Annotated in this window: 11 protein-coding genes; 10 read left to right on the plus strand and 1 reads right to left on the minus strand. The window is 42.9% G+C overall.

Annotated features, from left to right (window positions below):
* The first annotated feature begins 52 nt into the window (after positions 1-52).
* From L0P89_RS01505 to L0P89_RS01515, 3 genes are all read left to right on the plus strand, one after another.
* The gene (locus L0P89_RS01505; RefSeq protein WP_235266644.1) at positions 53-403 is read left to right on the plus strand and encodes a YciI family protein; all 351 of its coding nucleotides are present in this window, start codon (positions 53-55) and stop codon (positions 401-403) included.
* 26 nt (positions 404-429) lie between these two features.
* Positions 430-1671 (plus strand): RNA polymerase sigma factor, encoded by a 1242-nt coding sequence (locus L0P89_RS01510; protein ID WP_235266645.1) that lies wholly within the window; start codon positions 430-432, stop codon positions 1669-1671.
* A gap of 221 nt (positions 1672-1892) precedes the next feature.
* A complete protein-coding gene (locus tag L0P89_RS01515; protein ID WP_235266646.1) occupies positions 1893-2951 on the plus strand; it encodes a glycosyl hydrolase 53 family protein in 1059 nt (352 codons plus the stop codon).
* Between the two features lie 82 nt (positions 2952-3033).
* On the opposite strand, the gene L0P89_RS01520 is transcribed toward L0P89_RS01515, so the two are convergent.
* Positions 3034-3837 carry a DUF6503 family protein gene (locus tag L0P89_RS01520; RefSeq protein WP_235266647.1) on the minus strand — a complete coding sequence of 268 codons (804 nt, stop codon included), beginning with the start codon at positions 3835-3837 and terminating at the stop codon, positions 3034-3036.
* A 70-nt stretch (positions 3838-3907) separates the two neighbouring features.
* On the opposite strand from L0P89_RS01520, the gene L0P89_RS01525 reads away from it, so the two are divergent.
* The 7 genes from L0P89_RS01525 to L0P89_RS01555 all read left to right on the plus strand — a co-directional run bounded on the left by L0P89_RS01525 (position 3908) and on the right by L0P89_RS01555 (position 13312).
* On the plus strand, positions 3908-4705 hold the full coding sequence (locus L0P89_RS01525) for a TrmH family RNA methyltransferase (RefSeq protein WP_235266648.1): 798 nt from the start codon (positions 3908-3910) through the stop codon (positions 4703-4705).
* Positions 4706-4710: 5 nt separating this feature from the next.
* Positions 4711-5943: a M48 family metallopeptidase gene (locus L0P89_RS01530; protein WP_235266649.1), complete on the plus strand. Its 1233-nt coding sequence runs from the start codon at positions 4711-4713 to the stop codon at positions 5941-5943.
* Between the two features lie 44 nt (positions 5944-5987).
* On the plus strand, positions 5988-8192 hold the full coding sequence (locus L0P89_RS01535) for a RelA/SpoT family protein (protein WP_235266650.1): 2205 nt from the start codon (positions 5988-5990) through the stop codon (positions 8190-8192).
* Positions 8193-8230: 38 nt separating this feature from the next.
* Positions 8231-8689: a Fur family transcriptional regulator gene (locus L0P89_RS01540; protein ID WP_235266651.1), complete on the plus strand. Its 459-nt coding sequence runs from the start codon at positions 8231-8233 to the stop codon at positions 8687-8689.
* Positions 8690-8701: 12 nt separating this feature from the next.
* On the plus strand, positions 8702-9970 hold the full coding sequence (locus L0P89_RS01545; protein WP_235266652.1) for an adenylosuccinate synthase: 1269 nt from the start codon (positions 8702-8704) through the stop codon (positions 9968-9970).
* An 89-nt stretch (positions 9971-10059) separates the two neighbouring features.
* Positions 10060-11502 (plus strand): Gfo/Idh/MocA family protein, encoded by a 1443-nt coding sequence (locus tag L0P89_RS01550; RefSeq protein WP_235266653.1) that lies wholly within the window; start codon positions 10060-10062, stop codon positions 11500-11502.
* A gap of 121 nt (positions 11503-11623) precedes the next feature.
* Positions 11624-13312 (plus strand): OstA-like protein, encoded by a 1689-nt coding sequence (locus L0P89_RS01555; protein WP_235267974.1) that lies wholly within the window; start codon positions 11624-11626, stop codon positions 13310-13312.
* Positions 13313-13322: the final 10 nt, after the last annotated feature.

Consider the following 13322-nt stretch of genomic DNA (forward strand, 5'->3'; position numbering starts at 1 on the left):
TCAATCATTATGTAGATGAACCTTTAGTATACATTCATTTAAAACAAAAGACATGAAAAATTTTATGATGCTGTTCCACAGCGAACCCGATCCCGATTTTAACCCTACTCCCGATCAAATACAGGACGAAGTCAAAGCATGGCAAGATTGGATGGAAAAAATCGAGGCACAGGGCAAACTCCAAAATCCGGGAGAAGCGCTGGGCTTTGAGGGAAAAACCATGCATTCAGATGGATCCATTACGGATGGTCCGTATGCAGAAATCAAGGAAATCGTGGGAGGTTTCATTATCGTCTCGGCAGATTCTATTGAAGAAGCCATCCAACTTGGCAATGGTTGCCCCGTATTAAGCAGTGGCGGAAAAGTAGAAGTTAGGGACATCATGATTTTTGATGGAATGTAATATTCCATTTGGCTGTAAAATACAGTATGGACAATAGGCAACTTTCTGGGATATTTAAGTCTGAGTACAGCAACTTGGTTGCTGTACTCTGCAATTATTACGGATTGACCGACCTACAACTGGCCGAAGACATTGTATCAGATACGTTTCTCAGGGCCATGAAAGCATGGTCCCATAAGGGCGTCCCCAAATTCCCAAAAGCCTGGCTCAGAAAAGTGGCACAGAATTTATTGTACGAGCACTACAGAAGAAAAAAAATCTATGAGGAAAAAATCGTTCCTGAAATAGGTGCTGAAAAGCAACAAATCAACCGTATTGAGATTACCGACAAAATAATCGAAGATAGTCAGCTTCAGATGATTTTTGTGCTCTGTGACCCTGAACTCAATAGAGAATCCCAGCTTTGTATTGCTTTAAGAATTTTATGTGGTTTTACCATTGAAGAGATTGCCAGGGCACTTTTGTCAAATAAGGAAACAATCAATAAAAGAATATATAGGGCAAAAAAACTGATCAAAGAACGTAAGCAAATTGAAATAAATCTCACACCGAACCAATATGTTTCTAGACTTGATAATGTGCTAAGGGTCATCTACCTGCTATTCAATGAAGGATATTACAGCAGTGTCAATGAAAAAAACATCCGACATGAAATATGCTGGGAAGCCATGCGACTCGGTCTTTTCCTGTCAGGGCAAAACATCTTTCCGAAGCCAAAAATATATGCCCTTATGGCCTTAATGTGTTTCCATGCTTCTAGACTGGACGCAAGGACCTCAGGACAAGGCGGTAATCTTTTGTATCGTGAACAGGATAAAAGACAATGGAACAAAGACCTAATCCAAAAAGGGAAAAAATATCTTAACCGTTCAGCAACAGGAAATGTTGTCACCAAGTATCATCTTGAAGCTGCAATTGCTTATTGGCATACAAAAGAAACCAAAGAAAAGTGGTATAATATAGTACAGTTGTACGATAAATTACTCACCATAGAATATTCACCTGTCATAGCTATGAACCGGGTATATGCCCTTGCTCGGGCGAGTTCAATTGATAAGGCCATTCAAGAAGCACATGAATTGGAATTAAAAGATAACCACCACTATTTCTGTTTGTTAGCTGAACTTTATCATATGAACAATACTATTGACAAAGAAATAGAATACCTAGACAAAGCCATTGAGTTTGCGAACAAGGAATGTGAAAAAGAACTGATCAAAAGCAAGTTGGAAAAAGCGTACAAACAAAATGAGTGCCCTGAAAAATGATTCAAATAATAAATGGCCATAAAATCATATTCAATTCTCTCGAAACACAATGCCGGCCGTTGATGACATATATGCAAACATCGATATGACAGTAGTACTTCAAAAGCTGTGGTTCATTTAAAAGTTTTTCTGGTTTGATATGTTTGAGACACACAATTGCCTACTTTGCATATACTTTACCGTTGCCAGTAGTTATGGGGATGAACAGAACAATTCGAATAGTGCTATTTTTTTTCGTTGTAATTTCTTGTGACAAGGGTGATGAAACTATTACGACCCCAGAAAACACAAAATCTGAATTCATTTCTGCCGTCGATATTTCAAGGTATCCTGAAATATCGCGTTCAAATCCAATATTTTATGACCAAGAGGGAAATCGGAGCGATTTTTTAAACATCCTAAAAGAAAACGGAATAAATACGGTCAGATTGAGAATCTGGGTAAACCCAAGTACCGAACATTCTGGCTTTGACGAAGTAAAACAGTTTTCCCAAACACTAAAATCGCATGGATTCAAGATTTGGCTGACCCTTCATTATTCCGATACATGGGCCGATCCCGGCCAGCAAAATGTGCCATCAGAATGGGAAGGCATCAGTTTTGCTTCTTTAAAAGACAGCGTCTACAACTATACCGAAAAAGTAGTACATGAAATAAGCCCAAGCTACGTTCAAATCGGCAATGAAATCAATACCGGATTTCTCCATCCGTACGGTCATATCACAAACAACTACCAGCAATTTAAAGAACTATTACATTCAGGGGTTGCCGCAACGAGGGCAAATTCAGATACTGCCAAAATCATCATCCATTTCGCCGGTATTGAAAATTCTGATTGGTTTTTCAACCAAATGACCACTATTGATTATGATATCATAGGCCTATCTTATTATCCGATTTGGCATGGAAAATCTTTGGAAAGCCTCAAAACCAAAATGCGGTCTTTAAGTGAGGCCCATGATAAGGAAATTTTAATCGCAGAGACCGCCTATCCCTTTACCCTTGATTGGAATGATTGGACAAACAATATAGTTGGTTTGGATGACCAGTTGATTTTGCCCGATTATCCGGCATCGGTCGAAGGTCAGCGCCACTTCATCAAAAAAATCAAAACGCTGGCCAAAGAAGTAAAAAATGGCATTGGGTTCTGCTATTGGGGTGCCGAACTAATTGCCTGGAAGGGTTCTCAAGCCACCGATGCCTCGCCTTGGGAAAATCAAGCATTATTTGACTTTCAGAATAAAGCATTACCCGTATTGGGTGAATTTGAAATCGAGTGAAAAATAACCGGTGATAATATTTAGTCATCACTAGTTGTCATTCGATCTACCTTCGACCTCGCCCAGGTCCACACGAAACCCGTCATTGTTTGTTGGAAGCCACATAGACGGCCCCCTCGGGTTTCCCATAAAAGCCCGTCGGTTTCCGGTTTTCTGAAATCTCAGTGTTTTCAAAAACTATCTTGGTGCGCAAATCTTTGATATCACGACCTTCATAATTGTACCATGAAATCGATTGAGGCAAGGTAATGCCGTTAAAGACGCCCCATTCATATCTTAACCATCTGATATCATTGGAATCTTCACCCGTGCGATAGGTCACCGTGTAGCCTAACCAGGCCATTTGATGGGTATCGGCATCATAGTGGATATAGTATTCATCTTTGGGCGAGGTACCTACCCCGTCATTATAGGTAATGGCAATACCAGGATATGTCTTGCCCTCAAATTCAAGGGGGGTCGTCTCGCCATAGTTGATGCCATCGTCGGCCATGACAAACGGCATGGCATAGAAATAGAACATCAGGTTATGATAGAAATCGGCATTGCCCTTGTACGCACTGTCACCATCAAGCAGCCAAGTCTGTCGGCCATCATGCCCCATCGAAAACTTGGGCGTATCGATACGGTCTTTTCGGGTGTATAAATCGATGGTATGGGTTTCCGGTGCTTCTGGCATAGGCCTTTCAAAAGTAAGGGTCCGCTGTCTTTTCCAGAGATCGATTCCACCGTGGGCATTGAAAATCTTGTGCAACGCTTCCGGATAGTCGTTCACCGCTTCGACGACCTCAACGGTAGTTTCCGATTCTGTTTTATCATTCTTTTTGGGCTGTTCACCGCAGGCCAAAAAAAGGGCCAATACCAAAAGAAAGGAGAATTGTTTCATGGTTCGTCAATTGTTTTGTGGTTTGTCGCCAAGATAGTTGAATGTTTACAGTTTCCCTTATTTTTGGGTCATGCCAGAGCAAAAAGTCATTACAAGCCCCCAAAACCCCTTGGTCAGACAGGTTTTATCACTGAAGCAAAAATCAAGGTCTCGAAAAAAAGAAAAGCGATTTGTCATTGAAGGGCGGCGCGAGCTACAACTGGCGCTCAAGGGGGGGTATGAAATCGACATGTTGTTGATTTGTCCGGAGATTGTTTCTGAAGAAGATTTAGATATTGAACTATCTAAGCATCTTAGTACCCGACTGTCGAAACAGGTGTATGAAAAGCTGGCCTATAGGGGCAGCACACAGGGCATAATGGCCATTGCCAAGGTAAAGGAACATGGTCTGTCAACCATACGTTTTCAATCTAAAAATCCTTTGATTTTGGTGGCCGAAAGTCCTGAGAAGCCAGGCAATCTGGGTGCCTTATTGCGAACCGCCGATGCAGCGAACATAGATGCGGTACTGGTCGCGAATCCACAATCAGATCTCTACAACCCCAATGTCATCCGCTCTAGTATTGGCTGTGTGTTTACGACCCAAGTGGGCGTGGGCACTTCAGAAGAGATCATCCATTTTCTAAAAGTAAATGGTATCAACATGTATTGTGCGGCACTGACAGCCTCAAAACACTATGCGACCGTTGATTTCGTGCCCCCCTCGGCCATTGTGGTGGGGGCAGAATCTACAGGACTGACGCAAACATGGCTTGAAAGTGCTGATCAAAACCTAATAATTCCGATGCAGGGTGAGATAGATTCCATGAACGTGTCGGTATCTGCCGCAATACTTATCTTTGAGGCAAAGCGACAGCGCGGATTTTAATTTTTATGGACAAAAGTTTCCTCTTCTGGGCCATCATCGCCATTTTGGTGGTGCAATTTCTTATCGAATTCTTGCTCGAATATCTCAACGCCAAAAAGTTTGACGAACCCATACCCCTTGAACTGAACGATGTCTTTGACCAAGAAGAATACACAAAAGCGCAAGCCTACAAAAAGGTGAACTATCGTTTTGGCCTGATCAGTGATACTTTTGCATTGATCGCCACCTTGCTTTTTTTACTTTTAGGCGGTTTCGAGTGGGTCGATCAATTGGTAAGGGCTATCGCAAATGGTCCCATACTCATGGCACTACTGTTCTTCGGCATCATTTTTTTGGCCAACAGCCTGATTTCCATTCCATTCAGTTATTACAACACCTTTGTAATTGAAGAACGGTTTGGCTTCAATAAAACCACCCGAAAATTGTTTTTTATCGATTTGCTGAAAGGCTGGGTACTGACCGCTATAATCGGTGGCCCGTTATTGGCCTTGGTCATTTGGTTCATCGAGAAAACAGGTGATGGGTTTTGGCTTTATGCCTGGGGGCTTATTTCAGTTTTCATGCTGTTCATCAACCTTTTCTACAGTAGGTTGATCGTTCCCTTGTTCAACAAACAAACCCCATTGGAAGATGGGAGCTTAAAAAATTCCATTGAAAACTATGCCCGAAAGGTGGGTTTCGAGCTTAAGAACATATTCGTCATTGATGGTTCAAAACGCTCTACCAAGGCAAATGCCTACTTTAGCGGATTGGGCAAAGAAAAACGGGTGACACTCTACGACACCCTTATTCATGATTTGAACGAAGATGAAATAGTGGCCGTTCTTGCCCATGAAGTGGGGCACTACAAACGAAACCATATCATCTACAACCTTTTGTCTTCTGTCACATTGACAGGACTCACCCTGTACATTCTCTCGATTTTCATCAATACCCCTGAAATGTCATTTGCCATTGGGGTTTCACTGCCCAGTTATCATGCGGCATTTATTGGATTTGCTTTGCTGTACAGTCCGATTTCGCAGCTCACCGGATTGATCATGAACCATCTCTCTCGAAAATTTGAGTTTCAGGCCGATGATTATGCCAAAAACACCTATGCGGCAAATCCGTTGGTAACCTCTTTGAAAAAGCTCTCAAAGAACAATTTGAGCAACCTAAATCCGCATTCCGCTTATGTTTTTGTACACTATTCGCACCCTCCGTTAAAAGAACGTATCCGCAACCTAAGGGCATAATTTTTGTTGGTATAGTTTAAAGTTTGCCGTAATTTTAATATACGATGACAAAGGCGGCCATAGAAAAAGAGAACAAAGAGATTGCGAAGCAATACAAAGAGTTGTTGCGCATCAGCTATCAGACCTTGTCTGCGAAAGACAAGAAAATGATACGCTCTGCCTTTGACGTGGCCGTTGACGCCCACAAAGACCAACGGCGAAAATCTGGTGAGGCCTATATCTTTCATCCCATAGCGGTAGCTAAAATCGTGGCCTCAGAAATCGGGCTCGATGCAGTTTCGATCGCTTCTGCCCTACTTCACGATGTGGTCGAAGACACCCCTTATACCCTTGACGATATCGAACGCATGTTCGGCGAGACCATTGCTCGAATTGTCGACGGACTGACCAAAATCGCGCATCTAAAAAAAGACAAAGATATAAGTCAGCAGGCCGAGAACTTCAGAAAGATGCTATTGACATTGCACGATGATGTTCGGGTCATTATCATCAAAATCGCCGACCGCTACCACAATATGCTCACCCTCGATGCCATGCCTGAGGACAAACAGGTCAAAATGGCCTCAGAGACCTTGTACATATATGCCCCATTGGCCCACAGAATCGGGTTATACAACATCAAGACCGCTTTGGAAGACCTCAGCCTCAAATATACCGAACCCGAGGTGTATCAAGACATACAAAGTAAAATCGAGCAGACAGAGGAAGAACAGCAGGCCTACATCGACAACTTCTCAAAAATCATCAAAAACTCCCTTGACAAAGAAGGTCTGAATTATGAGATCAAGGGTCGAATGAAATCGACCTTCTCGATCAGAAGAAAGATGAAGACACAAAACGTGTCTTTTGATGAGATATATGACAAATTTGCCATCCGCATTATCTACAAATCTGATCGACAGAACGAAAAGTTTCTCGCCTGGAAAATCTATTCGATCGTCACCGACCATTTTACCCCTAATCCCATTCGGTTACGCGATTGGATCACCTCACCCAAATCAACAGGTTATGAGGCATTGCACATCACGGTCATGGGGCCGATTGGCAAATGGGTCGAGGTACAGATACGCAGTGAACGCATGCATGAAATTGCTGAAAAGGGATATGCCGCCCATTTCAAGTACAAGCATGGCGATCAAAAAGAGCAGGGCATAGAGGTCTGGCTGAACAGATTGCAAGAAGCCCTTGAAACTTCCAATGGTAATGCAGTAGATTTTGTGGAAGAGTTCAAATTGAACCTCTATTCAAAAGAAATTTTTGTTTTCACCCCAAAAGGCGAACTGAAATCACTGCCAAAAGGTGCCACACCCCTTGATTTTGCCTTTAGCATCCACACCGAAGTCGGCATGAAAACACGTGGGGCCCGGGTCAACGGCAAGTTGGTTCCGTTAAATACCGAACTGAACAGTGGTGATCAGGTAGAGATCATCACCTCAGAATCGGCCAAGCCCACACAAAACTGGTTGAATTATGCCAATACGGCACGGGCCAGATCTAAAATTCGGTCGTCCCTAAAAGAAGAAAAAAAGAAAATCGCCGAAGAGGGCAAAGAAATCTTAAGAAGAAAACTCAAATCACAGAAAGTCACGCTCAATGAAGATGTAATCAACAAGATGGTGGTCTATTTTAAATTGAAGACCAGTTTAGATCTTTTTTATCGCGTGGGCATCGGTTCGATCGACAATCAGAAAATAAAAGATTTTGCCTCATCGTACAGTAATTCGTTCCTTAACTTTTTCAAAAACAAAATACGCAAGACACCCATACCTGAAGATGTCGATAAAGATGAGCTCACCTCTAAATATGATTTATTGGTCTTCGGTAGTGAAGAAGAGCGCTTGAATTACAAATTGTCAAAATGTTGTAACCCTATTCCCGGAGATGAAGTCTTCGGATTTGTGAGCGTGAATGACGGCATTAAAGTGCACAAGAAGAATTGTCCGAATGCCATTTCCTTGCAATCAAACTATGCCTATCGTATCATCAGCGCCAAATGGATAGATTCTTCACAAGAAGAATATACGGTCGACATACAGTTAATGGGCATTGATAACCTCGGCCTGGTCAACGAAATCACCAAAGTCATTTCAGATGACCTAAATGTAAACATGCGCAACTTGAACTTTGGTACCGATGGCGGAACCTTTTCGGGCAGAATCACAGTGGTGGTCAAGAATAACTCTATACTTAAAAGATTGGTGGCCAACCTAAAACAGATTGAGGGCATCGACAAGGTCACCAGAATTTAATTTTTCGCCGTAACTTTGCCACAAGCAGAAAAAATCAGATGGGAAACGCTAAAAACCAAGAAATTGTAAAGAACGTTTTCACGACTTTTCTTGAAGAGAACGGCCATAGGAAAACGCCCGAGCGCTATGCCATTTTGCAAGAAATATACAATAGCGACGATCACTTTGATGTTGAATCGCTCTACATCAAAATGAAGACCAAGAACTATCGCGTAAGCCGTGCCACGCTCTACAATACCATTGAGCTGTTGCTCGAATGCAAACTGGTTCGAAAACACCAATTCGGAAAAAACCAGGCACAGTACGAAAAATCATATTTTGACCGACAGCACGACCATGTTATCTTGACCGATACGGGCGAGGTCATCGAGTTCTGCGATCCACGCATACAATCTATCAAAAAGACCATAGAAGAGGTTTTTGATATCGAAATTAACAACCACTCCCTATATTTTTACGGAACCCGAAATAAAGAAGAAGAAAACCTAACCAAATAACCCACATATTTCATGGTAGATTTATTGCTCGGCCTTCAATGGGGGGACGAAGGAAAAGGAAAAATCGTTGATGTTCTGACCAAAAACTATGATATCATCGCCCGTTTTCAAGGTGGCCCCAATGCCGGACATACATTGGAGTTCGACGGTATCAAGCACGTGTTGCACACCATCCCTTCCGGAATTTTTCATGAAAATGCCATGAACATTGTAGGCAATGGCGTGGTCATCGATCCGGTAATATTCAAGAAAGAACTCGATAATCTTGACAAGTTTGATATTGATATCGTCTCTAAACTTTTGATTTCAAGAAAAGCACATCTGATACTGCCTACCCATCGATTGTTGGATGCCGCTTCTGAAACTGCAAAAGGAAAAGCAAAAATCGGATCGACCCTGAAAGGCATTGGCCCCACCTATATGGACAAAACAGGCCGAAATGGCATGAGGGTCGGCGATCTCGAGTTTTCAAACTGGAAGAAGAAATATCGTGCCCTTGCCAACAAGCATGAGGCCATGATCGATTTTTACAATGTAGATATCCAGTACGATCTTAAAGAGCTTGAAGAGGAGTTTTTAGAGGGTATCAAAACCCTAAAAAAACTACAATTCATCGATAGTGAACAATATATTTTCTCAGCTATGGCTGAAGATAAAAAGATATTGGCCGAAGGTGCACAGGGTTCACTGCTCGATATCGATTTTGGTACTTATCCTTACGTTACCTCTTCAAACACCACAGCGGCAGGTGCTTGCACAGGACTGGGCGTGGCCCCGGGAAAAATAGGAAAGGTACTCGGAATTTTCAAGGCCTATACCACTCGGGTGGGCAGCGGTCCTTTTCCAACAGAGCTGTTTGACAAAGACGGTGAGACGATGGGGCGCGTGGGCAATGAATTTGGAGCTACTACCGGTCGTCCCAGGCGCTGTGGCTGGCTTGATCTGGTGGCACTCAAATATACCGTACAGATCAATGGGGTCACAGAACTGATGATGATGAAGGCCGATGTCTTGAGTGGCTTTGAGACCATTAAAGTCTGTACTGCTTATCAGTACAAAGGCAAGACCATTCAACATTTGCCCTACAATATAGAAGGTGAGAATGTCATACCTCTCTATACCGAACTGAAAGGCTGGGCAAAAGATTTGACAAAACTTACAAAAGCTGGGGAACTGCCCCCTGCGCTGAACGATTACATTGCATTTTTGGAAAAAGAACTGAACATTCCCATCAAGATAGTTTCTGTCGGGCCAGATAGGTTGCAGACCATTTATCGCTAATCTTTCATTAATACTGCATGATACGCTGCCCACACAATGCTTGATATCAATTTTATCCTTAGATTTGATGGCTTTGAAATCAGACGACAATGGTGACTACTACTTCCCGAAGAGAATTTGTGAAAAAAAGTGGCCTTGGTGCTGTAGGCGTAGCCTTGGTGCCATCCATCCTAAAAAATATGGGTCCGAATGACCGTTTGCGAACCGCGCATATAGGTGTGGGCAACATGGGTGCCGAAGATTTACGGGATATTTCCTCACATCCCCAAGTAGATGTTGTCGCACTTTGTGATGTCGATTCAAAAAATTTGGCCACTGCCCATGCAAAACATCCTAGTGCCAAAACCTTTTCGGATTATAGAATAATGTTGAACGAGTTGGCCAATGAAATAGATGCGGTCATCGTGTCGACCCCGGATCATACCCATGCTCCCGCTTCGATGTTGGCCATGAAAATGAACAAGCCCGTATATTGCCAAAAGCCATTGACACATTATGTCTCTGAGGCAAGGGCCATGAAAAAAATGGCCGAAGAAAAAGGACTGGTCACCCAAATGGGCATTCAGGTACATTCATTTTATGATTACAAACTGGCCACCCTTTTGATTCAATCAGGAATCATCGGAAAAGTACATACGGTCAGGGCCTGGTCGCCAAAAAACTGGGGGTATGATGGGCCAGAACCAAAAGGCAGTGATCCGGTACCCGAGTCTTTGGATTGGAACCTTTGGCTGGGCACCTCACATGAGAGGTCTTTTAAAAAAGAGATGTACCACCCTGGAAATTGGAGGAAACTGGTCGACTATGGATGTGGAACCTTAGGCGACATGGGCGTGCATATTTTTGATACCCCTTATAACGCACTTGCCTTGGACGTGCCGGTGACCATTCGCAATGAATGCCGAGAGCCCAACGGTTATGGGTATCCCGAAAAAAATATTGTCACGTATGAATTTCCAGGTACCGATTTCACAACGGAAACGCTGACATGGGTTTGGTATGATGGCCCGGGAGCACCAGAAATGCATGAAGACCTTAAACTGCCAGGTTCAGAAGCTGAAGCTTCAGACCAAGCTGATTCAGGTGACCAAAGTGTCAAAGACAAAATATCTTTGGAGACCAAAGCGACAGATAAAGGAAAACTGCCCGAGCAAGGGGCTATGTTCATTGGCGAAAAGGGGCGTTTGCTATTGCCCCATTTTATGGAACTACCCATGAAGATAGTGGATGGGGAATATATTGATATTTCAAAAGAAATTGCCGCTTTGGAAAAAGAACATAATATGGGCAAACCCATAAGAAACTATGCTTCAGAGGGTCCAAAGCACTATCATCAGTTCGTAGATGCCTGTCTGGGCAAGGATGAATGTACGGCTCCGTTTGAATATGCCGCCCGATTGACAGAAACCATTTTGCTGGGTGTTATCGCTGGGCGCTTCCCGAACAAGACCTTGCATTGGGATCGTAGTGCCGCAAAGTTCGCCGAACAAGAAGCCAACCAGTTTTTACAATCTACGTATCGGGAATTTTGAAGTTTTTGTCCACTTATTAAATCTATCCCAATCTTTGAGCAGGTCGTCCAAAAAATACTAGTTTTGGGGCAAATTTTAGGGATTGTATAGACTCATTCCATATCTAATCACATGGTGCTTCATCGGAAGTCTTCAAGCTCAAGATGCGCAAAGACAAGATACTGTTCAAGGTCGCGAGATCAACATTGTGTATGGGGCCAACTTCACCAAAGATGAAACACAGTTTCCAGGGGCATCGATTTTCAGCAAAGACGATGAACGCCAAGTTCAGTTTGAGCACCAAGGGGCCGACCTCTGGTGTGATATCGCCATTTTCTATTCCGCAGAAAACCGATTAAGGGCGATTGGCAATGTACGGCTGCAACAAGGCGACTCCATCGAAATGAACAGTGGCAAGCTTGATTATGATGGCAACACCAAACTGGCCCGCGCATTTGAAAATGTTGACCTTACCGATGGGCAGATGACCCTTACCACCGATACGCTCTACTTTAACCGTGAACAGCAACAGTCATTTTATAACACTTGGGGAAAAGTGGTCGACTCGGTCAATGTATTGACCAGTAAGATCGGTACGTATTTCATGGAGATAAAGAAAGTACAGTTCCGCGATAGCGTACACATCGACAACCCTGATTACATCATTGATTCTGAGCAGCTCGATTATTATCGTATTTCTAAAAATGCTTACATGTACGGCCCCTCTACCATCACTGGCGAAGACTATAAAATCTACTGTGAGCGGGGTTTTTATGATACCAAGGTTGAACAAGGCTACGGGGTAAAGAATACAAAAATCAATTACAGCAATAGAATCATCGAGGGCGATAGCGTATATTTTGACAAAATCACCGAATTTGCTTCGGCCACCAATAATATCAAGGTCACCGACACCATTAACAAAGGGGTCATAAAAGCGCATTATGCGGAGGTCTTCAAGGCCAAAGATTCAGTTTTTGCCACTAAAAGGGCTGTATCTATAGGTTTGGTCGAACAAGACCAAGACTCGTTATATGTACATGGCGACACCCTGATGGTCACGGGTAAACCTGAAGCCCGAATTCTTAGGGCCTTCAGAAACGCAAAGTTTTACAAGACCGATCTGAGCGGTAAGTGCGATTCGATTCACTCAGAAGAGAAAACCGGTGTGACACAAATGTTGGGAAGACCTATTCTATGGAATCTTGAAAACCAAATGACCGGCGATACCATTCACCTGATCTCTGATTTGGAGACCGATAAGCTTGATTCGCTTAAGGTTATCGAAAATGCCTTTATCATTTCTTTTGACACCATTGGCCAATTAGGGTACAATCAAGCAAAGGGTAAAGACCTTTTTGGAAAGTTCATCGAAAACGAACTGAAAATCGTTGACTTGGTCAAGAATACCGAGGTCATTTATTATATGTACAATGACGATGACGAAATGATCGGTATCAACAAAACTATTTGCAGCAAGATTCGACTGCATATGAAAAACAGTGATATTGAAGACATTACTTTCTTTGTCAATCCTGACGGGAATATTTTCCCAGAGGAAGATCTTCCCGAAGAAAGCCGAATATTAAAAGGTTTCATATGGCGGGGCGATGAACGCATACGTTCTAAAGATGAAATTTTTGACGAAGATGACAATACTATCGAGCTGGTAAAGATTCGGGGTATCGAAAACCCTATTGATATAGATACGGAAGAGCGGGAAAGAAGTGGCTTGCCAGAAGCTCCACCAGATTCCAATCCTCAAAATCCGAATTCGAAGGCGACCGAACCGAAACGGCCAGAATTGAAAAAAGTAAACAATCGGCCATGATCCGTCAGCT

It is taken from the genome of Muricauda sp. SCSIO 65647 (genome assembly GCF_021534965.1).
Taxonomy (GTDB): domain Bacteria; phylum Bacteroidota; class Bacteroidia; order Flavobacteriales; family Flavobacteriaceae; genus Flagellimonas_A.